This is a genomic window from Microcoleus sp. PH2017_09_SFU_O_A (assembly GCF_020738625.1).
In the GTDB taxonomy this organism is placed as follows: Bacteria; Cyanobacteriota; Cyanobacteriia; order Cyanobacteriales; family Microcoleaceae; genus Microcoleus.
Genome location: NZ_JAEQCF010000018.1, coordinates 13,237 through 36,539, shown reverse-complemented (window position 1 = coordinate 36,539; position 23,303 = coordinate 13,237). Strand labels below are relative to the sequence as shown.

Annotated in this window: 23 protein-coding genes; 12 read left to right on the top strand and 11 right to left on the bottom strand. The window is 45.9% G+C overall.

Annotated features, from left to right (window positions below; genetic code table 11):
• The first annotated feature begins 35 nt into the window (after positions 1-35).
• The gene (gene clpP, locus JGK16_RS09625; protein ID WP_293149808.1) at positions 36-668 is read left to right on the top strand and encodes an ATP-dependent Clp endopeptidase proteolytic subunit ClpP; all 633 of its coding nucleotides are present in this window, start codon (positions 36-38) and stop codon (positions 666-668) included.
• A 431-nt stretch (positions 669-1,099) separates the two neighbouring features.
• Here clpP and JGK16_RS09620 read toward each other — a convergent pair whose 3' ends face one another.
• Positions 1,100-2,113 carry a hypothetical protein gene (locus JGK16_RS09620; protein ID WP_293190353.1) on the bottom strand — a complete coding sequence of 338 codons (1,014 nt, stop codon included), beginning with the start codon at positions 2,111-2,113 and terminating at the stop codon, positions 1,100-1,102.
• 510 nt (positions 2,114-2,623) lie between these two features.
• Complete coding sequence (locus JGK16_RS09615; RefSeq protein WP_293190355.1) at positions 2,624-2,806, bottom strand: hypothetical protein; 183 nt, start codon at positions 2,804-2,806, stop codon at positions 2,624-2,626.
• A gap of 188 nt (positions 2,807-2,994) precedes the next feature.
• Here JGK16_RS09615 and JGK16_RS09610 point away from each other — a divergent pair, with 188 nt between their 5' ends.
• Together JGK16_RS09610 and JGK16_RS09605 are read left to right on the top strand one after the other, a co-directional pair.
• The gene (locus tag JGK16_RS09610) at positions 2,995-5,364 is read left to right on the top strand and encodes a ribonuclease R family protein (protein WP_293186356.1); all 2,370 of its coding nucleotides are present in this window, start codon (positions 2,995-2,997) and stop codon (positions 5,362-5,364) included.
• 340 nt (positions 5,365-5,704) lie between these two features.
• Complete coding sequence (locus tag JGK16_RS09605; protein WP_293190357.1) at positions 5,705-6,322, top strand: flavin prenyltransferase UbiX; 618 nt, start codon at positions 5,705-5,707, stop codon at positions 6,320-6,322.
• Here the strand turns inward: JGK16_RS09605 and JGK16_RS09600 are convergent, their stop codons facing one another.
• The gene (locus JGK16_RS09600) at positions 6,323-6,508 is read right to left on the bottom strand and encodes a restriction endonuclease (RefSeq protein ID WP_293190359.1); all 186 of its coding nucleotides are present in this window, start codon (positions 6,506-6,508) and stop codon (positions 6,323-6,325) included.
• A gap of 200 nt (positions 6,509-6,708) precedes the next feature.
• Here JGK16_RS09600 and JGK16_RS09595 point away from each other — a divergent pair, with 200 nt between their 5' ends.
• Positions 6,709-7,584, top strand: coding sequence for a LapA family protein (locus tag JGK16_RS09595; protein WP_293186343.1), 876 nt, complete (start codon positions 6,709-6,711; stop codon positions 7,582-7,584).
• A gap of 22 nt (positions 7,585-7,606) precedes the next feature.
• On the top strand, positions 7,607-8,200 hold the full coding sequence (locus JGK16_RS09590) for a shikimate kinase (RefSeq protein ID WP_293186345.1): 594 nt from the start codon (positions 7,607-7,609) through the stop codon (positions 8,198-8,200).
• A gap of 879 nt (positions 8,201-9,079) precedes the next feature.
• Here JGK16_RS09590 and JGK16_RS09585 read toward each other — a convergent pair.
• Together JGK16_RS09585 and JGK16_RS09580 are read right to left on the bottom strand one after the other, a co-directional pair.
• Complete coding sequence (locus tag JGK16_RS09585; RefSeq protein ID WP_293186347.1) at positions 9,080-9,523, bottom strand: hypothetical protein; 444 nt, start codon at positions 9,521-9,523, stop codon at positions 9,080-9,082.
• 201 nt (positions 9,524-9,724) lie between these two features.
• The gene (locus JGK16_RS09580) at positions 9,725-10,129 is read right to left on the bottom strand and encodes an NIL domain-containing protein (protein WP_293149705.1); all 405 of its coding nucleotides are present in this window, start codon (positions 10,127-10,129) and stop codon (positions 9,725-9,727) included.
• 177 nt (positions 10,130-10,306) lie between these two features.
• On the opposite strand from JGK16_RS09580, the gene JGK16_RS09575 reads away from it, so the two are divergent.
• From JGK16_RS09575 to JGK16_RS09550, 6 genes are all read left to right on the top strand, one after another.
• Entirely contained in the window at positions 10,307-10,903 is a 597-nt protein-coding gene (locus JGK16_RS09575; RefSeq protein ID WP_293186349.1) for a thioredoxin family protein, read from the top strand.
• 547 nt (positions 10,904-11,450) lie between these two features.
• Positions 11,451-14,672, top strand: coding sequence for an efflux RND transporter permease subunit (locus JGK16_RS09570; protein WP_293190361.1), 3,222 nt, complete (start codon positions 11,451-11,453; stop codon positions 14,670-14,672).
• Positions 14,673-14,939: 267 nt separating this feature from the next.
• Entirely contained in the window at positions 14,940-15,545 is a 606-nt protein-coding gene (locus JGK16_RS09565) for a Uma2 family endonuclease (protein WP_293186353.1), read from the top strand.
• A gap of 18 nt (positions 15,546-15,563) precedes the next feature.
• Positions 15,564-16,694, top strand: a complete 1,131-nt coding sequence (locus tag JGK16_RS09560; protein WP_293186355.1) for a hypothetical protein — start codon at positions 15,564-15,566, stop codon at positions 16,692-16,694.
• 165 nt (positions 16,695-16,859) lie between these two features.
• Positions 16,860-17,150 carry a hypothetical protein gene (locus tag JGK16_RS09555; RefSeq protein ID WP_293203009.1) on the top strand — a complete coding sequence of 97 codons (291 nt, stop codon included), beginning with the start codon at positions 16,860-16,862 and terminating at the stop codon, positions 17,148-17,150.
• 72 nt (positions 17,151-17,222) lie between these two features.
• Positions 17,223-18,395 (top strand): TRC40/GET3/ArsA family transport-energizing ATPase, encoded by a 1,173-nt coding sequence (locus tag JGK16_RS09550; protein ID WP_293186475.1) that lies wholly within the window; start codon positions 17,223-17,225, stop codon positions 18,393-18,395.
• Positions 18,396-18,438: 43 nt separating this feature from the next.
• Here the strand turns inward: JGK16_RS09550 and JGK16_RS09545 are convergent, their stop codons facing one another.
• The 6 genes from JGK16_RS09545 to JGK16_RS09520 all read right to left on the bottom strand — a co-directional run bounded on the left by JGK16_RS09545 (position 18,439) and on the right by JGK16_RS09520 (position 22,207).
• Entirely contained in the window at positions 18,439-18,753 is a 315-nt protein-coding gene (locus JGK16_RS09545; RefSeq protein ID WP_293203007.1) for a GNAT family N-acetyltransferase, read from the bottom strand.
• 225 nt (positions 18,754-18,978) lie between these two features.
• Positions 18,979-19,935, bottom strand: coding sequence for a hypothetical protein (locus JGK16_RS09540; protein ID WP_293190363.1), 957 nt, complete (start codon positions 19,933-19,935; stop codon positions 18,979-18,981).
• Positions 19,936-20,535: 600 nt separating this feature from the next.
• Positions 20,536-20,967, bottom strand: coding sequence for a DMT family transporter (locus tag JGK16_RS09535; protein ID WP_293190365.1), 432 nt, complete (start codon positions 20,965-20,967; stop codon positions 20,536-20,538).
• 41 nt (positions 20,968-21,008) lie between these two features.
• Positions 21,009-21,614 carry a transglutaminase family protein gene (locus tag JGK16_RS09530; RefSeq protein ID WP_293203005.1) on the bottom strand — a complete coding sequence of 202 codons (606 nt, stop codon included), beginning with the start codon at positions 21,612-21,614 and terminating at the stop codon, positions 21,009-21,011.
• A gap of 13 nt (positions 21,615-21,627) precedes the next feature.
• Positions 21,628-21,921: a hypothetical protein gene (locus tag JGK16_RS09525; RefSeq protein WP_293203003.1), complete on the bottom strand. Its 294-nt coding sequence runs from the start codon at positions 21,919-21,921 to the stop codon at positions 21,628-21,630.
• Positions 21,911-22,207, bottom strand: a complete 297-nt coding sequence (locus tag JGK16_RS09520; RefSeq protein WP_293203001.1) for a BrnT family toxin — start codon at positions 22,205-22,207, stop codon at positions 21,911-21,913. Before JGK16_RS09520 ends, JGK16_RS09525 begins: the two co-directional genes overlap by 11 nt.
• A 226-nt stretch (positions 22,208-22,433) precedes the next feature.
• On the opposite strand from JGK16_RS09520, the gene JGK16_RS09515 reads away from it, so the two are divergent.
• The gene (locus JGK16_RS09515) at positions 22,434-23,180 is read left to right on the top strand and encodes a calcium-binding protein (RefSeq protein ID WP_293186488.1); all 747 of its coding nucleotides are present in this window, start codon (positions 22,434-22,436) and stop codon (positions 23,178-23,180) included.
• Positions 23,181-23,303 lie beyond the last annotated feature (123 nt).

Sequence of the window (23,303 nt, the reverse complement as noted above, 5' to 3'; positions counted from 1 at the left end):
TATAAATGAGCCCAAATCGTTAAAATAAAAAAAAGATACGTAATAGGCAGGCCCGTTCAATGATCCCAACAGTTATAGAACAATCCGGTCGCGGCGAACGCGCCTTTGACATTTACTCGCGACTCCTGCGCGATCGCATCGTCTTCTTGGGCCAACAGGTTGACTCCGACTTAGCCAACCTGATCGTAGCCCAATTGCTATTTTTAGACGCCGAAGACCCGGAGAAAGATATTTACCTCTATATCAACTCCCCCGGCGGATCGGTAACAGCAGGTATGGGCATTTTTGACACGATGAACCACATCCGCCCCGACATTTGCACTATTTGTCTTGGTTTGGCCGCCAGCATGGGCGCTTTTCTGCTGAGTGCGGGCGCTAAAGGCAAGCGGATGAGTTTGCCTCACTCCCGGATTATGATCCACCAACCTCTGGGCGGAGCTCAAGGACAAGCTACCGATATTGAAATTCAGGCGAAAGAGATTTTGTACCACAAACAGCGCCTGAATCAATTTTTGGCAGATCATACCGGTCAGCCGCTTTCCCGCATTGAAGAAGATACCGAACGCGATTTCTTTATGTCGGCTGAAGAAGCAAAGGACTATGGTTTGGTCGATCAAGTGATCGATCGCCGTCCTTCTGCTAGCCGCCCGATCGCTGCTGTGGCGTAAATAGTCCTAGACGCACGGGTAGTCAGAAACCGGGTTTTTTGCGAAAATCCTTCGTTGTAATCCACAGATTAAGTAAAAAACCCGGTTTCTTTGGCCGGAAGCATCTCAGCTTTGCAAAAAGCATTTTTTTTTATAGTGCTGTCCCCGCTCGCGTATTCTACAACTCGCGAGCGGGGACAGCACTATAAATGCCAAACTGAGATGCCCCCCCTTTGGCCTCAATTCGTCCAGAACTGGTAAATTAAAAATTAAAAATGGAGAATATTTCCCTGTTTTTAATTTTTATTTTTTATGAACCGCTCAATTACTGTTAATAAAAACAGTTTATAGTGATTCACTAAAGTCCGCAAGAAAGAAGGACTGAAGTCCTCACTACAAACCTGCAAGAAAGAAGGACTAAAGTCCTCACTACAAACCTATTTTCCTGATTGTTAAGGTAAAGATTCGAGATATTGCAGGAAGTCGAACAATTCTTCTCTATTTAAGAAATGTCGTGCTTCTTTGCCGTAACCTTGTTTGAGATAATCTTTTCCTTGGTTGGCTGTCCATCCCAATCTCTTGATTTCTTCGGTGGTTCTGCTGTAGATTTCTAGATATTCTAGGAAATCTGCCAACTGTTCGCTAGCAAGTTCTCTCTGCGATGACTTGCCATAATTTTGTTCGAGACAGTCGGTTTCCTGTTTTTTTGTCCATCGCAGCCGTTTGAGAATTGCGTCTATTTGGGCGATCGTATCAGAATCATCTTCGATCGCATCGCTGGGAATTCCTACCGCGATCGGTTGCAATTCCCGGACTTCGGCCGCACCTTGCGACAGTTCGCTTTGGCTAGTATTTGGCACTTCCAATTCTGGAAGCGGTTCGCCGTAGCTGGAAGACAGCCAAGCGTCCGAGTCTAACTGCTTCGGTACAAATCCCACCGCCGGAGGTAAATCGACTGTTGGCGGCAAAGGTTCCGCTACAGGTGCGATCGTCGGCTCTGCATTTAATTTGGTTTCCCTATTGACAAAATTGCTTTGATGTGGTATTTCAACTTTGTCTGGAACAGGCATTTCTAAAACCGGAAGCGGAGCAAGGGCTGGCCCAACGGGAACGGGAACAACAGGAGGGGGGGCTACGGGAACGGGAACAACCGGAGCCGGAGCCGGAACGGGAACAACAGCAACCGGAGCCGGAACGGGAACAGCAGCAACCGAAGCCGGAGCCGGAGCCGGAACGGGAACAGCAGCAACCGGAGCCGGAGCAGCAGCAAATGCGAGGACAGCAATCGCTCGCGATCGGGCGCGGTCTTCAGCATCCTCAACAGACTCAGCAGCGGACATACCAGTAGCGAGAGTTTTGCCGTCAACCTGAACCAGACAGCGAACCACAAACTTACCGTGATGAATAGTCAGCAACTCACAGATCAACTGTCCAGCGGGATAAAGGGCGCGAAATTCAGCAAACATAATTTTTTGACCCCGAAACCAGAAGGGGCTGATGACTTAAGTTTAGTACAACCCAGAGAAAACATTTTTCTGAAAGCACATATTCAACATACAATAAATGTAAGGTGAATCATCCGCGCAACCTTTCACGCGACTAAACCCTATCCCACATCCGGCGGTTTAAGCTAACAAGCACCGGGCGTCATTTCTACCTATAGGAGATGACACAGCAACTAGGCAAAAGTAGTAAAAGTCTCCGGTTTTGTGTACCTTGCACTTTCTACAGCACAGATTGCTCCCTACCCTGAATTGCACCTCCGTCCGCAAGGGCAGAACGCTTGCAAAAACAGGGGTATCGCAGCGGCGAGCTACTAGCAATTTTGCCTTGAGACGGTAAAATCTTTGGCTTTAGCACAAGGCAAGAGGCACTTCAAAAAGCAGAAGAAAGCAGGAAAAAGGCAGAAGGAAAAAGGCAGGAGGCCCAAATGCAAATTTTCTCCCTCTGCATCTCTCCATCTCCCGATCCAGGACTCAACCCGTCGCTTTCAGCATCGAGTCATCTTTTAAGAACCGACAGGGGCTTTCTACTTCGCGAAGAGCTCGGCGCTGCAAGCCAAAAGCAAAGGAACCAACGCTAAAAAATTGTATTGGGGAATAGGGTATGGGGTATTTGTCTGCACCATCATCTGTCATTTGCTGACAGACAGCAGACAATTAGCGACTGCTGGTGTGGGGAAATAATCTGAAAAAATCCCCGCGCACGGGTAGCACCGACTGTGCTGGTATCTCCACCTACTAACCCGCGCATTTGTTGGGAAGCAGGCACAGCGAGGGCAAGAGAGGGTGCGGCTGATTTCGCCAAAATTAGACTAATTGCTGGAAACAAGAGGATCGATCGCTACATGGAATTTTCTATCGCTGCACTGCTGGCAAATTTTACAGAAGACAAATTAGTGGCTCCCAAAGCACTAGAAAAAAAACTCGACTGCAATGATGAAACCAGTCAACTCAAACTTCAAATCGCATTAGAAGCTCTAGAGAAAATTGGCATATTAGTCAAAGACAAAGGCCGCTATCGTCGAGTAGCTGAAGATGACGTGGTAGAAGCAAAACTGCGCTGTTCGAGCAAAGGATTTTGCTTTGCAATTCAAGATGCTGAAGGTTCAGAAGACGTTTATGTGCGGGAAAGTCACCTCTCGACTGCTTGGAATGGCGATCGAGTTTTAGTGAAAATTATCAAAGAAGGTAGCCGCCGCCGATCGCCCGAAGGCGAAGTTATGCTGATCCTCGAACGCGCTAACCCCTCGGTACTGGCGCGAGTCAAGCAAACCGCCACCCCGACCGGCCGCGTCAGCTACAGAGCAATTCCCCTGGACGATCGCCTGCTGTTTGAACTAGACTTGCTCGCCAACGGTACAAATCTCCAAGAGGCGATCGACCATTTAGTACACGTCGAAGTCAAACGCTATCCCCTGGGAACCCACCGCCCAGTCGGGAAAGTAGTACAGGTACTCGGTTCCGACGCCGAAGCCGCCGACGACCTCGACATCGTATGCTGCAAGCACGACTTGCCGCGCTCCTTCCCCGCAGCCGTCATCAAAGCAGCCGAAAATTTGCCCAGCAAAGTCAAAAAAACCGACATCAAAAAACGGCTAGATTTGCGGAACATCTTGACTGTTACCTTCAGCAGAAATGAACCGATAGAAACCAACGGCGAAAATGATGCCCCGAAAACTCAGCAGGAAAGTTTCTCAGACGACGCAACCGAAAACGAGTTTGACCCCACCTCATTCCTCTCAGATCCGCCAATAGAACACGCATTGTCGATCGAAAGTCTGAAGTCCGGCGGCTGGCAAGTTGGAATCCACGTCACCGACGCCGCCGAGTACGTACAGCCCGAAACTCCCCTAGATCGCGAAGCCCGCAAACGAGGCACAGCAGCCCATTTGGGAGAAAAAATCATCGCCGTAGTGCCAGAACTCCTCAACGAGCGCTGCTCCCTGCTGCTAGACACCGAACGGCTGGCATTCAGCATCATGCTCACCCTAGACGAATCAGGAGAACTCCTAGAATACGAAATTCAAACCAGCGTCATTCACATTGACTACCAGCTAACCTACGAGCAAGCTCAAGCAATTATCGAACCAGGCTCCGATGCCGAAGATCCCGCTTTATCCTCCGCCCTCCGTCCTTTCCTCGCTCAAATCTCCGCAGCCTCAAAGGCTGCCAGACAGGCGAGGCTCAAGCGGGGAGCTTTTGAACTAAATTTGCCAGATGCTAACTCTCACTTCGACGACGAAGGCGAATTAGGAGCTTTTGCAACGGCTCCCGCCGCCCAGTCGGCTGTCTCGGAGTTGGTCGTACTTGCCAACGAAGCTGTCGCCACTCACCTGCAAGCCTTGGGAGTCCCAGCAATCTACCGCGTCCAACCGATGCCAGATCCGGCAGACATTCAAGAGTTCATCAAACTCTCCAACAACCTCGGAGGCGAACTGTATCTCGAAAACGAGGAAGAAGTTCTGCCCTTTGACTTCCAGCGATTTACCCAACAGTTTGCCGGCCTCAAGTCCGAAAGAGTTCTCACCTACCTGCTCGAAGACACGATGAAGCCCGCTGTTTACAGCACAACTCCCAAGCCGCACTTCGGTTTGGCCCTGTCAGATGGCTACACGCGCTGCACTTCGCCGCTTTCCCGCTACGCCGATTTGCTGGTGCTGCGGGTGTTGCACGCTGTGTTAGAGCAAGGCCGCAGCAGCCGCACAACTCGTGCGAAAGAAAAAGTCAACCTGCACCATTCCTCCTGTCACGGTCAAATTACTTGGAATGTCCTGCCGCCAGACTTGCACCACGAGTTTGAGACAGAGTTTGCAGCGGCGGTGGTACACCTGACGGAACGCGAAAGGGTTGCTGAGGATGCCGAAAGCGATTTGCAGGGATTGAAGAAAACTGGATTGATGAAAGAGCGCACCGGTCAAACTTTCCAGGGTTTGATTACAGGGGTGCAGTCTTACGGTTTCTTTGTGGAAATTGAGGTGCGGCCGCCGGAAAGTGAACTTTTGCGAGTTGAAGGGTTGGTGCACGTTTCTTCGCTGAAGGATGATTGGTATGAATATCGATCGCGCCAGCAAACTCTAGTTGGTCGCAAAAACCGCAATCAGTACCGTTTGGGCGATCGGGTAGAAGTTCAAGTTAAGAGCGTTGACTACTACCGCCAACAAATTGATTTAGTTGCTGTTGGCGGCGGCAGCCAAGCTTTTGATGATGAGGAATAGTCAGGTGACAGTTGACAGTTGACAGTTGACAGTTGACAGTTGACAGTTGACAGTTGATTTTCCTCAATACTTAGTTGTCATTGTCTAGCAACTAAGTATTGATAAATTGGGAGCAAACTATAGTCATAAATCATCCAAAAATAATTAACAACAGTCAACAGTCAACGGGAGCATCTCAGTTTTGATTTTATAGTGCTGTCCCCGCTCGCGATCTATCCAACTCGCGAGCTCTTAAGCTCGCACTGTGAAGAAATTGCTTTTTTGCAAAAGGTGAGATGCTCCCACAGTCAACTAATAACTAACAAATAACAACTAACAAATAACAACTAACAAATAACAAATGACAAATAACTACCCGCTGATTGTAGGAGTGACTGGAGCATCGGGACTGATTTACGCCGTGCGGACTTTAAAATATCTGTTGGAAGCCGATCGCGCCGTCGAACTGGTAGCATCAAAATCTACCTACATAGTTTGGCAAAGCGAACAGAACATCCGAATGCCCGCAGAACCGACTTTGCAAGAAGAATTCTGGCGAGAACAAGCAGGAGTACCCAATTCTGGCAAACTCCGGTGTCATCCCTGGCAAGATGTTGGTGCTAATATTGCTAGCGGATCGTTTCGCACCGAAGGGATGATGATTATTCCCTGTAGCATGAGTACACTAGGCAAGTTGGCGGCTGGCTTGAGCTCGGATTTACTCGAAAGAGCGGCCGACGTTCAGCTCAAGGAAGGGCGAAAATTGGTACTTGTACCTAGAGAAACCCCTTTTAGTTTGATTCACCTGCGGAATTTAACTACGTTGGCGGAAGCTGGAGCTAGAATAGTGCCAGCGATTCCTGCTTGGTATCACAATCCGCAAACTATTGAAGATTTGGTAGACTTTGTTGTGGCTCGGGCTTTAGATCAGTTGGGGGTTGATTGCGTTCCTCTCAAACGCTGGAAGGAAGAAGAGTAGTCAGTTGGCAGTTGGCAGTTGGCAGTTGGCAGTTGATAGTTGATAGTTGGCAGTTGGCAGTTGGCAGTTGGCAGTTGGCAGTTGATAGTTGATAGTTGGCAGTTGGCAGTTGGCAGTTGGCAGTTGATAGTTGATAGTTGATAGTTGACAATAATCAATAATCAATAACCAATAACCATTACCCATTACCAATTACCAATTACCAATTACCAATTACCAATTACCAATTACCCATTACCAATTACCAATTACCCATTACCAATTACCCATTACCAATTACCCATTACCAATTACCAATTACCCATTACCAATTACCAATTACCCATTACCAATTACCCATTACCAATTACCCATTACCAATTACCCATTACCAATTAAAATTTGATATGCGTCCTGTATTATTGCTCGTGATTGTGGTAGGGCTAACTATTTTTGCCTTACAAAATGTGGAGCCGGCATTATCGCTGGTATTTTTGGGAATTCGATCGCCCGCTTTACCCTTATCTATCTGGATTTTGCTCAGCATGGGGACGGGAGTTGTCACGTCTTTATTGATTTCTGCTTTGCTTTCCTTTTCAAATTACCTATCTCAAACACGAACTCCCAGCGGGCGCAACATTCGCAGCCGTGAGGCTGTCTCAGCAGACAGGAGAACAGCTTACGCGCCTCCTCCTCCTCCCAGAAAACAGGAGATTGACCCCGATTTTGAGACAGAAAATAGCCAAACTTCCGATCGAACTGAGTACGGGACACCGGCAGGCTACACTCCGCAGACTTTCCAACCAGAAACTCCAAACCCTGCTGTTGCCAAGAATTACAATCAACCGACAATTATTCAAGCCGCAGATGATGAAGATGATTGGGTTTCAGATGGCTCAAAATCGGTCTCTGGCGGCAGCGATGATGATTGGGGGGACGATCGCGATTTTGCCGATCGACCGCAGGTAAATGACGTTCCAGCAGCAAATCCGAGGGCTTACGAATCGAAGCAGGAACCAAAAAGCAAGTCTTGGGCTGGCTCAGTATACTCCTATGGCTATCGAGATCCCAGCAAGTCGGGGGTGGGACAAACAGAGTCTGTCTACGATGCAGAGTATCGAGTGCTGGTTCCCCCGCAAGATCCCATACCTCCAGGGGGTGGCGCCCAAGTACCCCAAAATCCTAGTGCAGACACAGAGGATGATTGGGGATTGGATGAGGATGATGTCTTTGATGAGGACGACTCACGTCCCAGCGACGGCCCGATTAACCTGAAAAAATAGCAAAATATTGGAGGATTTGGCGGTGGATTTGTTGAGGGGAGTTAATATCTATCTCGTCGGGATGATGGGTGTGGGCAAAACCACGGTGGGGCGGATTTTGGCAAGGGAATTAAAATACCGTTTTTTTGATACGGATGAACTAATTGTGCGAGTTGCTAATCAGTCAATTGCTGAGATTTTCGATCGCGAAGGCGAAGAGGCTTTTCGGGAATTAGAAACGAAAGTGCTCGGCGAATTGGCTGCTTATCAAAATTCGATCGTGGCTACGGGCGGCGGTATTGTTGCCCGATCGACAAATTGGGGTTACTTGCATTACGGTATAGTGGTTTGGCTGGATGTGCCGATAAACCAATTGTGCGATCGACTGCGATCGGACAGCACTCGGCCCCTACTGCGGGAGGGAGACCTCAAATCTAAGTTGGAAAGCCTTTTGAGCGAACGAGAGCGTTTCTACGCTCAAGCAGATGTCCGAGTTGGCATTTCCGGAGGCGAAAGGCCTGAAGAAGTTGCGCGTCGGGCGATCGAGGAAATCAAAAAAGTTCTAGAGGAAGGAAGAAGGAAGAAGGAAGAAGGAAGAGGGAAGTCGGAAGAAGAAAGCAACGGTTTCGACAATTAAAAACGTCCTAACCCTCTGGCTCGGTTGCTCGATCGGATCTAAAACAGAGTCTGATATCAATTGAGACAGTCATAAAGCGGGTTTCTGGGAAAATAGCCGATTTTTGATGACTTGTGAATTCCGTAAAAATACTGATTTCTGGGTGAGTGTGTCGGTTTTACCACCGAATATTTGGGAATCAACCGGGTTTGAATAAATGTGGCGCGTAAGTTTTATTAAGTGTGAGGATTAAGCGATGGAGCTTTTGTGCAAAAACTAATGGCAGACTCGTCTGATGCGTTAAAGTCGGCTATTGAGTTCTCTCTAAAAATAAAATGGCCCCACCGCTGAAGGGCTGTAGGGCGCAAGGACAGTTAAACGCTAACCTCATTGTCGGAAAAATTAGCATTGATGTTATCCTCCTGTGTGACGATTTTGCGATCGTCCATTGACTCATCAATGCTCTCGTATCAAAAAATGTAACCCAAGATCGATCGAATTCAACCTGTCCTATTCTAAAAACAATACCTCATGCATTCTGACGAGCAGCTCCCTAAAGCTGCTTTTTTATTGGGATTTAGTTTTTGGCTGCCGGAGTTACGGATCTTGGGAATAAGATTTTGAACAACAGTCGCTACAGATTGATATTGCCATAGTGGTTTTCAGTTGCACTCCAGGTTCATTAATTGGTAATGGGGAATTGGGAATTGGTAATTGGTAATTGGGAAGCTCTACCTCATGAAATTTGAAAACTGCTAGAATTAAGGCCCGAAGACCTTAGTCGGGGGCGGTGGGTATTGAAAAAAACGATATGTATTTATTGATGAGCGATCGCATAGTTTTGCGCTAAATATCCGTTGCGAGTTGTAGAATTTGGTTGGGTGAATTGCCCGTTCCTCATTAAGGTAATACTAGCCTGCCTGTTCTTGACAAAAACTCGATCGCTCCGCCCACCCCCAAACCAGTTAAAGAAATAGTAGCTAATATCGCAAAAGTCCGCCATCTTTGGTGCCCAAACATTTGAATATCTAGTCTTGCCAAAGCTCCGGCTGAAGTCAAGACTAAAACCGTCACAAAAAGGTGCATCCAGGTAACAACTATAACTGCCAAAAAAGCTCCTACAATAATCGAAATAAAAGCCCCACTATCACTCGAAAACCAGCGCATGAGCCATCTTTTTATCTCCTTCAGCGGGAATGACAACGCGATAGCTAACACTAAAACAGCAGCCACGGCGAAAAACCAAGTCAGGTGCGGGGGAATATCAAATTCAGATAATTTCCAGCCAAAAATGAAATAAGTAACAAAAAGTAGAGTTAAGGAAAACCAAGAATTTAGTTTCATTCGATATACAAATTAGGGGAACCAAGCAACATAAAGATGACCCCGCCCAAAAACGGTTATTTGCTTGCCGGCACTCATAATGGTCGATTCCAAAATTTTAGACTCATGCTTAAACTTCCAGATTCACGGCGCTACGAGTAAATCTAAAATTATTCAATCTAAAATCTAAAATCGGCTGACCCGATAAATTTGTGTGCGGGCTTAGAGGTTAGTAGAAATAGCTTGCACCGGACAAGTAGGGATGCACTGCTCGCAGACGATACAGCGCGATCGAGCAAACGTTAGTTTAAAGCTTTCTGGGTCAAGGGTCAAGGCTTCTGTCGGGCAAACCCCCGTGCACAAGCCGCAGTGAACGCAGGTATCTTCGTCGATGAGTATTTCCCTGCTGGCTAGGGAAACGCCGATATTTTGCGATCGCATCCAGTCGATCGCCGCTTCTAGTTGGTCAATGTCCCCTGATAACTCTAGCACCAGTTTGCCCACTTGATTCGGAGCCACCTGAGCGCGGATAATGTTGGCTGCAACATTAAAATCCTTGGCCAGTCGATAGGTGACAGGCATTTGGATCGATCGTTGTGGAAACGTCAGCGTTACCCGTTTTTTCACTGTTACCTCGGTAATTTACAAACACAATCTTTCTTATCTTATTGTTTTAGCGCACTTGCTCTAATTACTGGCCTCAGCCAATTTTTTGATGAGATTGGTCTGATTATCTCAAAATGTGGTATAATTTAAAGTGTTTATTAAAAATAAAAACATAGAAATAAGATCCCAATTTATTTTATGAGTCTTAATTCGCCCAACTCAACTCCTGCACCCGCAGATTCCGAAATAAATGCCGCCGCGCGCGTCAGAAACTTATTGATCGTATTAGCAGCGATCGCCCTTTCAGTATCCCTCTTCTTAGGAGTGCGAACTCAAACGCCATCAAGCAGTCTCACCGAAATGGCAAAAGCCTCCGCACCGATAGCAACAGCCTTAACAAACGGCAAGCCAACACTCATGGAATTTTACGCTGATTGGTGCGGTAGCTGTCAAGCAATGGCTAAGGACTTAAGCGCCATCAAACAGAAATATGCCGAACCAATGAATTTTGTCATGCTAAATGTAGACAATGACAAATGGCTGCCAGAAATCACCAAATATCGAGTAGATGGCATTCCACACTTTGTCTATTTGAATAATAAAGGCAGCAGCGTTGCTGAAACGATCGGCGAAACACCGCGCAGTATTATGGAAGATAATTTAGAGGCTTTAATTGCAGGAAAACCAATACCGCACTCGCAATCTTCCGGTCAAGTTTCTGATTTTACTCCCGCCACAGGCCCTGTAAAAACAAGCAGTTCAGACCCGCGCGCCCACGGCAGTCAAGTACAGTAAATTAAGGAAGAAGGAAGAGGGAACAGGCATCTTGCCTGTTGCTATTTGTGGGAGCATCTCAGTTTTGCATTTACAGTGCTGTCCCCGCACAGCAAAGCTTGTACAAGCTTTGCTGTGCGGGGACAGCACTACGATAAAAAATGCTTCTTGCAAAACTGAGATGCTCCCCTATTTGTGATAATGCAAGATGCTTGTTCCACAATCAATAAACATTCTTGTGGAACAGGCATCTTGCCTGTTCCTATTTGCGATAACTTACAGAAATTCAACAGCCGATCGCAACTTATGTCAATTTCGGTTGAGGGCGACTACCTCCAAAGGAATATTCAAAAAAACTTTATTTACATTTTATTGAATTTTATTATAATTGCAAAAAGTGGAGTGTAAATAGTCGATCGCTCCCAATCAACAATAAAATGCGATCGAAAAGAAGTTGGTCGCAATCCCCCGATTCATGCCTTCGCAGGCTGAGTGAGACCCTAAACTTTTCAATCTAAAATCGAATAATCCCCAATAGTCTAATCTAAAATCTCTAATCTAAAATCGCATGACAGCCGACAAACCCGGATTCAGCATTAGCAGCATCTCAATCCGCCGCCACATCGGCACTATAATGCTGACATTGGCGATCGTCGTAGTGGGCATTTTCTACATCACCCAACTGCCCGTTGACTTGCTACCCTCCATCACCTATCCCCGCATCAGCGTGCGCCTAGACGCACCGGGAGTCTCCCCAGAAGTCGCAGTTGACGAAATTACCCGCCCCCTCGAACAAGGACTTTCCGCCACAGAAGGAGTCACGCAAGTGTTTTCCCGCACCCGCGAAGGACAAGTCAGCGTCGATTTATTCTTCAAACCCGGCGGAGATATCAACCAAGCCCTCAACGACGCCACAGCCTCCGTCAACCGCATTCGCAACCGACTTCCCGATACCGTTGCATCCCCCACTCTATTTAAATTTGACCCTTCCCAACAGCCGGTTTACGAATTTGCGCTGACTTCAGACTCGCGCCAAGGCGTAGATTTGCGAGTATTCGCCGATGACGAATTAGCCAGGGAAATTAATGTAATTCCCGGAGTAGCTTCCGTTGACGTTTCCGGCGGCGTTCAAGAAGAAATTCAAGTTAATATTGACCTGAACCGGCTGCAAAGTTTAGGAGTTAATCTTAACGATGTTTTTAGTGCTTTGCGCGATCGCAATTTAGACACTTCCGGCGGCCGACTGCGCCAAGAATCCAACGAACCGCTGACTCGCACAATCGGTCGATTTAAAACAGCCGCCGAAATCAACAACCTTTCCTTTCAAATATCCGGTTCCAACCCGCCAAAACGAGTTTACCTGCGCGATTTTGCCAAAGTCAACGACGGCACAGAAGAACAGCGAGTCAAAGTTTTTCTCAATCAAAAACCCGCCGTTAAAATCAGCATTTTGAAACAGCCGGACGCCAACACAATTACTGTTGTAGACGGCGTAAAAAATCGCCTCAAAGAAATGCAGAAAGCGGGCTTGATTTCGGCAGATATGAAAGTAGTTACTACCTTAGACGAATCCCGCTTTATCCGCAATTCCTTAGCCGATGTAGCGAATGCGGGAATTTCCGGGGCCGTCTTGGCTGCGATCGCCGTTTTGTTCTTTTTAGGTTCCCTCAGACAAACGCTGATTATCTCTCTGACTATTCCCCTGTGTACTTTAGCTGCGATTATTTTAATGCGGCTGTTCGGCTTGTCGCTGAACTTGTTTAGTTTGGGCGGTTTAGCCTTGGGAATCGGTCAGGCAATTGACACCAGCGTAGTTATTTTAGAAAATATTGTAGTCGGTTTAAACAGCAACCCCGACCTCAAAAAAGGCAAAATCAAAAATCGCAAAGAACTCACAATAGAAGAGTCGGTAATGCGAAGTCAAGAAGTAGAATCAGCAATGGTTGCTTCCACGGCGGCGAACTTAGTATCGGTGCTGCCATTTTTGCTGATTGGCGGCTTCTTTTCCCTGCTATTTAGCGAATTAATTTTGACAATTTGCTTTGCAGTAGCAGCATCTTTGCTAGTAGCTGTAACTGTAGTACCGATGCTGACTTCTCGCTTGATGGGAATGTCTTATTCTAGCGGCGTCAGTCAATTCGGGCCGATAAAACATTTCAACCGCGGCTTTGAAAACGGCACGCGGGCTTACGGTGCGGTGCTGTCAAAAGTGCTGGGTTTGCGCTTAATTATCATTCCACTGGCTTTTATAATTTTAGGCTGCGGAACTTGGGTGATGGCAAGTCAAATTCCCCAGGAAATATTGCCAAGAATCAATACCAGCCAAGCCCGATTATTTGCTTTGTTTCCTCCCGGTACTAACTTGGAAACCAATCAAAAAGTAGTTGCAGCCGCCGATAAACTGCTGCTCGCACAGCCAGAAACCGAGTATACTTTAACCACAGCCGGAGGGCTGCTGTTCGGCAACAATACGATCGAGAATTTGCTCCGGGGAAGCAGCACGATTACGCTGAAAAAAGGCACAAATACGATCGCCTTTACGGAAAGAATGACTGAGGAATTAAGGAAAATAGACGTTCCAAAAGGCACTCGCCTGCGCTTAGTCCCAGAGGGAATCAGGGGTTTAGTGTTAACGAATTCCCCAGTCAGGGGTGGCGAAATTGATGTCATACTTCAGGGCCCAACCGAAAAATCATTGCAAGAAGCAGGCCGTAAGATATTAAAAGAATTGGATGAAAAGGTAAAATTAGCGCGGTTTCGGCCGGATGGAGACGCGCCGCAGTCGGAAGTGCAAATCCGTCCTGACTGGGAAAGAGCTTCTTTGTACGGACTCAGCGCCCGAGACATTGGGGAGACGGTTCAAACAGCAATTGAAGGTTCTGTTCCGACTCAAGTGCAGCGGGGAAACCGTTTGGTAGACGTGCGCGTGCAGTTCGATCGCACTTCTGTCAAATCGATCGCCCAACTCGGACAAATTCCGTTATCTGGCAATAATAGCATCGTCCGTTTGAGCGATGTGGCAAAAATTGCGATCGGCCAAGCGCCGGGAGAAATTCAGCGTCTCAACCAGCGGCAAGTTTTCTTAGTTGTGGGAAACTTAAATCGCGGTGCAAGTTTGGGCGATGCTGTCAAACAAGTCGATGCAGTTTTATCAGAAATAAAGCTGCCGCCAGGAGTTACAATTGTGCCGAGTTCGGCTGCGGAAACCAACCAGCAATTGCAAACTTCTCTGAAACTTTTGGGCGGATTGGCGACTTTTTTAGTGTTTGTCGCGATGGCGGTACAGTACAATTCTCTAGTCGATCCGCTGGTGATTTTGCTGACAGTGCCGCTGGCGTTGGCTGGGGGTGTTTTCGGGCTGTACGTGACCAAAACTGCGATCGGGGCGACGGTGATGATCGGGGCAATTTTGCTCGTAGGAATTATCGTGAATAACGGCATTATTATGGTAGAATTAGCCAACCAAATTCGGGAAGACGAAAAGGTCGATCGCGCGACAGCAATTGTCAGGGCGGCACCTCAACGTTTGCGTCCGATTTTGATGACAACTATTACCACAGTTTTGGGTTTATTCCCCCTCGCTTTGGGGATTGGAGAAGGTTCGGAGTTTCTGCAACCTTTGGGAGTTGTCGTATTTTCTGGTTTGTCGCTGGCGACGCTGCTGACGCTGTTTATTATTCCGTGTTTTTATATTTTGCTGCACGACTTCTTCGGGATGTTTGGGGCGAAGAAGAAACCGCAAGCGGTTGCTGTTCCCGTGCAGAAGGCGGGGGAGAAAACTACGAATTGATGATAATTTAGTGCCAGCAAATACGCGCTTTACCGCAGTCCGGCAGGGGTTTAAACCCCTGCCTCATAGACGGTCATGGAATCGAGCGAGTATAATAGACATCTCCAATAATTAATGTGTAACAGGCATCCTGCCTGTTCTTGATAAGGTTTTTTGGAGATGTCTAATAAACTTAGAATCGAGCGAGTATAATAAACTTAGCAGAACTCTACTCCCTACCCGCACGCAAAACTTTTAATTAAGCTACATCTCATTAAGAAAGAACCTATGACATACACCCCATCCAAACTACTTAGCTTTGAGGAGTTTATTGCCCTATATGGGGATAATACACGATATGAACTCATTGATGGAGAACTCAGAGACATGGAACCTACTGGTCCTCACGAAGCGGTTGCAGGTAGTATTGCTGGTAGAATTTACGTAGAAATTTTTCGCGATCGATTCAATTGGTTGGTTCCAAAAACTTGTTTAATAAAACCGCTATACGCTGAGGCCACAGCACTGCGTCCTGATGTAGTTGTTTTAGATAAAGCAGAACTTGGTAGTGAACCCCTTTGGCAAAAAGAACCAGTGATTTGTAAAGATAGTACAATTAAGCTTGTTGCCGAAGTGGTCAGCACTAATTGGCAAGATGATTATGCCAGAAAAGTGGAAGAATACGCTTTTTTGAAGATTGCAGAATATTGGATTGTGGACTTTCGAGGCTTGGGGGGTTTGCAATTTATCGGCTCTCCCAAGCAACCTACTTTCACAGTCTGCCAATTGGTTGATGGAGTTTACCAGCAGCAACAATATCGCTTGGGAGAGCCGATTTCTTCTTATCTATTTCCCAATTTACAATTGCAACTTGACGACATTATGCCGACTTAAAATTCTCGAAATATCTTTATGCTGATTTCCCCAAAATACGAAAGACAAATAGACTGGTCATTCTCATACATAAATCAACCCATTAATTCCCAGTGGGCGACGATAGTCAGCGCCGATCGCCAAAAAGTCACTTTACTCGATCGCAACTTTTCCCCAAAATACGAATACCAGCTTCCCGACGAAATTAGCTGTTTAGCGATCACTCCCAAAGGCGATCGACTAGCAGCAATTATGGCAAATGGCAATCATTTAGCAATTTTGACAGCAAAAAACCAGCTATTGTACGAACAACAGCTACCTAACCCTCCTGTTAAGTATTCACATTTGCACAACAAGAATGGATTTCAGGATTGCTGGTTTGATGCAGACGGGTTGCGTTTTTGGTGCATGAAATTAATTGAAGGCGAGGCAGTCGAGATTCAAATTCGCGATACCAATTCGTGGCAAATTCAACGACAACTTTTGCTCAAAGACCCTTTTGGGGGCAGTTCCTTCTCGTTTCACCCACACCCAGAAAATCAAATTTTAGCCCTTTGGGCTGCCGCAGGTCAACACGGACAGCAAGTCTACTGGCTTTATGATGACGGTATCAAAATTCATGCTGTGGAGGTTGCGTGTCTGGCTGACACAACTCCTCCAGAATTTCACCCCGGAGCTAGCGAATTTTTGGTACTTGATAATACTGGGAGTAAACTCAGTCGGTTCAGTTTTCCTGACTGCAATCTACTGGGAATATGCGAATGCCCTTGTCCTGATTCGGATGATTGGTTTAGATACTCTATGTGCTACCTATCAGACGATCGCGTTCTAATAGACACAGATCGAAGCAGAATGTACATAATCGATATAGACAAAATGGAAACATCAGATGAACTGATTTTAATCGGTCACGAGCCGCGTCTTTCTCAAGAAGTTTACCCTGATATAAATGATATTGAAGAAGGGCTTTTCGGCGACCTGGACTGCTTCTATCATTTTGATTCAGATAGCATTCTGTCCGTTCATTCACAAGTGTTGAGGCAAGAACCTCGCTCTAAACAAAAGACATTAGTTATCTTCGGGGGAGAAGAGTTGTTTGGTTCGCTGGCGAAGGTACAACCATCCGCACCCTACAGTAAATTATTCATTCAATCTTTAGGGATTTCTTAAGGATTTTCAATTTTCAAGAACAGGCTTTCCGGCCTGTTCCACAAAGAAAGAATTAGCAACATTATCCGTAGGGTGCGTCGCGTGCAAAAAATCCCTAAACTTAATCGACAATCTCATAGCGACGCACCGAACACATCGGGTGGGAACACAACCATCTATTTAAATATGCTCAATAAATTTTGTGTGGCACGACTCCCACAAATGGGACAAGGTGCGTCGCCATTAGATTTTCGATCTTTTCTTAGGGATTTTTCCCACGCGACGCACCCTACTAATACTTTGGTATTTGTTTTGAAAAATGGTATCGCAAACAATACTAATACAGCATTTGATGTTAAGCGCGATCGCCCTTCACAAGATTTATCATCGCCCCCTATCATATTTCAAGCCTTTAAGCGACACCCCAGCCACCCCAGCCGACGCCCCACCAGTACCCCACAGACTGATATTTTGTAGCCTCAGTCTCATAAAGTTACATTCCGTTACAATAAAAAAGTAAACAGAACTTGCAGGCGAGCTCAAAAATCAATGCGCTTAATCTTAATGACCGGAAAAGGCGGCGTCGGGAAAACCTCCGTAGCCGCTGCTACAGGGCTGCGATGCGCCGAATTGGGATACAAAACCCTAGTGCTGAGCACAGATCCCGCCCACTCCTTGGCCGACAGCTTCGACATGGAGCTCGGACACGACGCCCGACTCGTAAAACCCAATTTGTGGGGAGCAGAATTGGATGCCCTCAGAGAATTAGAAGGCAACTGGGGAGCAGTAAAACGCTACATTAGTGAAGTTTTGAGAGCCCAGGGACTTGATGGCGTACAAGCTGAAGAACTAGCCATTTTGCCGGGAATGGACGAAATATTCGGTTTGGTGCGGATGAAACGGCATTACGACGAGGGAATATATGATGTTTTAATTATCGATTCTGCTCCCACCGGCACAGCATTGCGGCTCTTGAGTTTGCCAGAAGTTGGCGGCTGGTACATGAGAAAATTTTACAAGCCATTGCAAGGCATATCAGCCGCCCTCAGACCTTTAGTTGAACCGATTTTTAGACCAATTGCGGGCTTTTCTTTGCCGAACAAAGAGGTGATGGATGCACCTTATGAATTTTATGAGCAAATCGAAGCTCTGGAAAAGATTTTAACTGACAATACTGTAACTTCGGTCAGGTTAATTACTAATCCCGAAAAAATGGTAATTAAAGAGTCTTTGCGCGCCCACGCTTATTTGAGTTTGTACAATGTTGCCACAGATTTAATCGTAGCAAATCGGATTATTCCCGAAGAAGTAACCGATCCCTTTTTCAAGCGCTGGAAAGAAAACCAGCAGCAGTACAAGCAGGAAATTCACGAGAACTTCCGGCCGCTACCAGTGAAAGAAGTGCCGCTTTATTCCGAAGAAATGTGCGGTTTGCCAGCCTTGGAACGCTTGAAAGAAACGCTTTACAAAGACGAAGATCCCAGCAAAGTTTATTACACAGAAAATACGATTAGGATTGTGCAGGACAACAATCAATATGTTCTAGAACTGTATTTGCCGGGAATTGCTAAGGATCAGATTCAGTTGAGCAAAACTGGTGATGAGTTGAATGTTCGGATTGGGAATCACCGCCGCAATATGGTATTGCCGCAAGCTTTAGCTGCACTGCAACCTTCCGGGGCGAAGATGGAGGATGATTATTTGAAGATTAAGTTTGCTTAATTTAACAGGACTTACGCAGGCACAATATAAATAGTTTGCCTGCCTAAGCTCTGTTGAATAGTTCTCTACCGATTCCTTGCCCAGCAAATTCTCTGCGGACGAACAACAACGACAGATGATTCCCTCTCCGAAATGCAATAAAACCAACAACTATCCCATTCCATGTAGCGACTAGCTTTTTCTCGCTACTAAAGATTCTTGCTCTTAATTCTTCTAGGTCAGAAATCTTTTTCCATTCGGCAACGCTTTCTGGTGTTCCATCTGTGAGCTCCCATAGATCCGCAGAAGCCCACATACAAGGACTAATTTCTTGTTCGTCCCCAAGCTGCGGAGGTCGATAGGCAATTGAATTCATCATTGTGGTGCGATCGTTGAAATGGTGTACCATGATGAAAGCGAAGTACCCAACCGCTGGTTGTTCGCGACCAAAGAGAGTTTCTGCGTGTATTAGTGTTAGTCTGCCGATCGCAACAGACGAGTAAAACCCTCTTGGTCAAAGTGTCTATCAGTGGTCAAGGCTTCCAGAATACCTCGATCGCGCATCAACACAAAAATTATACCCTTATACAGAGAATAAGTTCGATCATTTCGCTAGACCTTCCTGTTTGATTTCGTATCCCAATAGTCTAGAGAAGTAATCGAAAGTTTCTTGATGTCTGTCATACATATGTATGACCGAAGCCAATTTCCCATCTACAGTGAATACTCCATCAGGACAAACTTTAAAGCGATTCAAGGATTCGCCAGCAATTGTTAGTACAGGGCCTACGGCATTTTCATGAACTTCAAACGGAATATTATTAAACCCATCAGTATAGAAAAGATGATTAAAGACTGATTGCTCGATACCAATAAAGGGAGTTTTCAAAATTTCTGCACATAGAACTTCAAGGAAAGCATCGACTCCCTTGAAGCTTCCCATAATTGTGCCAATGCAAATAGCTGGTTTGCCTACCACCTTTTGCAAAGCCTTGGAACCGTAGCTATCGCCATACCACTTTGTATCCCAGTAATCGTCACCTCCATATTGGACATCCTGCTTAAAAAAGTGTAATTCTGAGGAATCTACCTTATCAAAAAAGGGTGACTGAAAAGCTACATCTTTTACATCTGACATAAAGACTTTCTTATACTGTGGATTCGTTTTTAGGAAGTCTCTGTAAGTGAACCACCGGACAAAATGAGGATGATGCCATAGCTTCAATAGTTGAACGTACATTTCGTAAAATATAATTCTTAATGACGGTATATTTTGAGTTGATAGTGCCAGCCATTTTGTTGGGTAGAGTATGCTTCTATTTAGAAGCTTCGAGAACTTATTTACACTAAAGGAATAGGTATTTGGAGTGTATGAAAATGTTACCGAATACTCTTTGGAAATTTCACAAAGCTGATTGTTAACATTATTCGTGCAGATGACTAAGTCGCATACTTGAGGAGCATAGACGCTACGAAGAGTTTTTGCAAATACCTCTAGTCTCTCTGGATTTAGATTAGTTGCAAATCCAAGGACAACATTCTCAATTTGGTAATCAGACATAGTTATAATCCTTCCTCAAAACAGATAAAACCTAACTATAGCAGCCCTAAATCAGTCGAAAAATTGATGGATGCCAGAACCTTTGCAGTGTAAGCGTTTTACTAGCGTATAATGCCAGCAAATCATTTAGGATTGGTATATCTAATATTACAGGCCGTTTAGGCTGATTGTCAAGTTTCTGGCTAAACACCCTATATGGGTTCAAAAGCCGAAAGTTTATGCCTAAAATCCCTATTTTATCTGATTAGACCGAAAGTTTCTGCCCAATCACCCAAATCGTGGTGTTATGTGGAAAATTTCGGGCATTATTATTTAGACCTGCACGCGATCGAGTGCGAGTCAAGCATTAGTCGTAGGGAGTGATTAGTCCGCTCGATCGCTAGCAAGCAACATCAAGTCAGCGCCGATCGCAATCTATTAGGTGATGGATTAATCGTCACACCCACGCTGAGGATCGCAAATTAAATAATTTACACAAGTTTGTGGGATGGGCGGGAGAGCCCGTTCTTTCTGGACGGGCTCTTCTGGCCCATCCCACAAGAATCATCAAATTATAAGTTATTTAATTCTCATTCCTTAGTGCGTCTAAATTAGGCATTCTCACTGTTTTTGAATCAGGATTACTCCAATCAGCAATAATGCAGTTCCTAAGATGCGAGACACGCTGAGAGAAATCTGGGTAACACCAAATGCGCCAGTAGAATCCAAGACAAGTGCCGCAATCATCTGTCCGGCAATCACCAATGAAAAAACCACCGCCACACCTAATTTCGGGATTGCGATCAATGATGCAACAAGATAGTATGCTGCAAAAACCCCACCGAACCAGGCCCATTGTGGAAGAGAATTGAATGCGGGAATGGAGCGCCGATTAGTCGCTCCGCTGGCCCACACTAAAGCGAGTGAAAGCAGAGTTACGAATACTGAGATCATTGTGGTGAGAACCGGAGAGCCGGTTGACGATCGCAAACGCGCATTCCAAGCCATGTGGTGGTAGTATGTCAGCATCATTTTGCGATCGTCTGCGTTCATAAGACAGTGACTTTTGTAATGAGATGCCGTGTTGTGTTATATCACCACAAGCCATAACTCTTCGCAGACTCCAACGAAATGTCTGGGAGATTGCGAGGCATATCATCCCATGTATTCTGTCCTTGTAATGCTTCTATAACGACTTGAAGTGGCTCTGAGAATATGGCTGGAAAATCTGCCTCTTCAGGAAACTGAATCTTAAATGCTAACTGTTCTTGAGGTGGAGTGAATTGAGCGTTGACTGCTTCTTTATTACCTCTGGCATCAACTCGATACCAACCAACTTCAGGTAAATGGATAGCATTGAAACCGTGCAAACAGTAAGGCGCACCTCGATCGTCAATACTCAACCGCTGGTAACAAAGACCGGCCGGAATGTCATTTGCTCTTAGTAACGCTGCTAACAAGTGACTTTTCGCATAACAATAACCTGTTTTGTGCTGAAGAACATCGGAAGCTCGACAGGTAACAGGACTCATTTGATAGTCATAACTGTGACGAATTTCATCTCGAACCCACTCAAAACACGCTTTGGCGATCGCCCTTGGTGTCTCATGTCCCGATGCGATTTGTTTAGCACATTCCATAATTTTGGGATGTTGCCAATCAATAAATTCACTCACTTTTAAGTATTCTTCCATTTCCATGACTATTACTCTATTAACAGGACTCAGCACGAAGGACTTCCTTTAATGCCTCATCAATCACTGCATCACTGACACCTCGACGCTTCAAACTTGCGACTAGGGCTGTCACTGTCTCGCTCTCAAATCGTTCTAAATCAACGCGCAAACCTTGACCAATATAAGCACGAATTAATGGCTGATAACCCGAAAAACCTAACAATGGTGCAACTTTCTTCAGGTCTTCCACAACATCTTCGGGCATACGGATAGTCACGCTAGTCATTGGACGGTTGCGGTTTAATCGCTGCTTTAATGCTTCAACTTTCATACTCTGCCCTCTCTTGACGAGTTGCTTTACGTGCTGAAATAATCCGAATGACATTCTCTTCACGCTCAATGTGAACCACATACAATAGATTCCACCGACTATCTAGCCCAATCACAGCATCACGCGCTTCGTCATTGCGGCTGGCATCAACGACAACTAGAAATGGGTCAAAGAAGGATTCAGCAGCTTGTTGAAAAGTAATCCCATCATGATTTAGGGGATTAATCCGCGCTTTTCCGTCATCCCATACAAAGGTAATGCCATTGAGCACGAAGTATACATTCATACTCCTTAGTATAGGTAAAATGTATTTACAATGTCAATACGTTATCATAGTACGGTCTGGTGCAGTGATTTCTTAGACCATATTTACTTTGCGGAGTTCTACGTTGCCTCCTTCAAAGACTTGAACCACGATCGGCATTGGCGATTCCTGGGATCGTACAGATGTCTTGGTTCGTCCACCGAATCGGTTAGGATGTATCCGTTCAACCTTAAACAATTGAGAAATAATGGCTCGGATCAACATTTCTGCTGACCCCAATGCACAGGGTACGGATAGTGATGATGTTATCACTGACACTGATAATGGTCGTCGCACCTTTGGCCTCGGTGGCAATGACTTCATCAATGGCTTTGGTGGCAATGATGAGCTGTTCGGGAATCTTGGCCGTGACACGCTACGGGGCGGGGCAGGTTCCGATACGATCTATGGTGGCCAAGATGGAGATGAGCTCTCCGGGGGATTGGATAACGACTTGATTTTCGGCAATCTTGGCACAGACGATCTGACGGGCGATCGAGGTGACGATCGAATGTTTGGCGGACGAGACAACGATCGGATCTCTGGAGGTGATGGAGACGATTTCTTGTCTGGTGATGGGGGGTTTGACATTTTGACAGGTGGCCCCGGACGAGACACCTTTGTGGTTCAAAATGAGCTAGCTACCAACTCTTTCGATCACTTATTTGACTTCGTTCTCGGTGAAGACAAGATTGCTCTTGGCGGTGGTTTATCGTTCAACGACCTACAAATCTCAACTATACCAAGAGAGGTTGCTAATAATCGGGCAAATAATGATTTACTTGACAGACAGTTTGCTCCGTGGTCAGGAGCAATCGCTATTAACAATGATCGCGATCTACTGATTACACTCAGATCAACGGGGCGGACGATCGCTCGTGTGAATAATCTACAAACAGGACAATCTCAAATTACACCAGCCAGCCTGACAGCAGAAAATTTCATCAGTATTTAGGACTTGGTTGCTCATCTACTTAGGAACTTATCCGCTGGGATAAACAACCCGGTTTCGTCAATATCTCTTGATTTGATGTAGGGTTTTGATCGGAAACCGGGTTGTTTGCGGCATATTCTTGAA

What these genes read in the sequence shown, in the direction of transcription:
- JGK16_RS09595 (WP_293186343.1), top strand. Translation starts at nt 6,709, where the DNA reads ATGCGTCCTGTATTATTGCTCGTGATTGTGGTAGGGCTAACTATTTTT.
- JGK16_RS09540 (WP_293190363.1), bottom strand. Translation starts at nt 19,935, where the DNA reads ATGTCTGATTACCAAATTGAGAATGTTGTCCTTGGATTTGCAACTAAT.
- JGK16_RS09530 (WP_293203005.1), bottom strand. Translation starts at nt 21,614, where the DNA reads ATGGAAATGGAAGAATACTTAAAAGTGAGTGAATTTATTGATTGGCAA.
- JGK16_RS09545 (WP_293203007.1), bottom strand. Translation starts at nt 18,753, where the DNA reads ATGATGAATTCAATTGCCTATCGACCTCCGCAGCTTGGGGACGAACAA.
- JGK16_RS09570 (WP_293190361.1), top strand. Translation starts at nt 11,451, where the DNA reads ATGACAGCCGACAAACCCGGATTCAGCATTAGCAGCATCTCAATCCGC.
- JGK16_RS09605 (WP_293190357.1), top strand. Translation starts at nt 5,705, where the DNA reads ATGACAAATAACTACCCGCTGATTGTAGGAGTGACTGGAGCATCGGGA.
- JGK16_RS09575 (WP_293186349.1), top strand. Translation starts at nt 10,307, where the DNA reads ATGAGTCTTAATTCGCCCAACTCAACTCCTGCACCCGCAGATTCCGAA.
- JGK16_RS09515 (WP_293186488.1), top strand. Translation starts at nt 22,434, where the DNA reads ATGGCTCGGATCAACATTTCTGCTGACCCCAATGCACAGGGTACGGAT.
- JGK16_RS09550 (WP_293186475.1), top strand. Translation starts at nt 17,223, where the DNA reads ATGCGCTTAATCTTAATGACCGGAAAAGGCGGCGTCGGGAAAACCTCC.
- JGK16_RS09560 (WP_293186355.1), top strand. Translation starts at nt 15,564, where the DNA reads ATGCTGATTTCCCCAAAATACGAAAGACAAATAGACTGGTCATTCTCA.
- JGK16_RS09585 (WP_293186347.1), bottom strand. Translation starts at nt 9,523, where the DNA reads ATGAAACTAAATTCTTGGTTTTCCTTAACTCTACTTTTTGTTACTTAT.
- JGK16_RS09520 (WP_293203001.1), bottom strand. Translation starts at nt 22,207, where the DNA reads ATGAATGTATACTTCGTGCTCAATGGCATTACCTTTGTATGGGATGAC.
- JGK16_RS09555 (WP_293203009.1), top strand. Translation starts at nt 16,860, where the DNA reads ATGCTCAATAAATTTTGTGTGGCACGACTCCCACAAATGGGACAAGGT.
- JGK16_RS09535 (WP_293190365.1), bottom strand. Translation starts at nt 20,967, where the DNA reads ATGAACGCAGACGATCGCAAAATGATGCTGACATACTACCACCACATG.
- JGK16_RS09600 (WP_293190359.1), bottom strand. Translation starts at nt 6,508, where the DNA reads ATGGGTAATGGTTATTGGTTATTGATTATTGATTATTGTCAACTATCA.
- JGK16_RS09610 (WP_293186356.1), top strand. Translation starts at nt 2,995, where the DNA reads ATGGAATTTTCTATCGCTGCACTGCTGGCAAATTTTACAGAAGACAAA.
- JGK16_RS09620 (WP_293190353.1), bottom strand. Translation starts at nt 2,113, where the DNA reads ATGTTTGCTGAATTTCGCGCCCTTTATCCCGCTGGACAGTTGATCTGT.
- JGK16_RS09565 (WP_293186353.1), top strand. Translation starts at nt 14,940, where the DNA reads ATGACATACACCCCATCCAAACTACTTAGCTTTGAGGAGTTTATTGCC.
- JGK16_RS09525 (WP_293203003.1), bottom strand. Translation starts at nt 21,921, where the DNA reads ATGAAAGTTGAAGCATTAAAGCAGCGATTAAACCGCAACCGTCCAATG.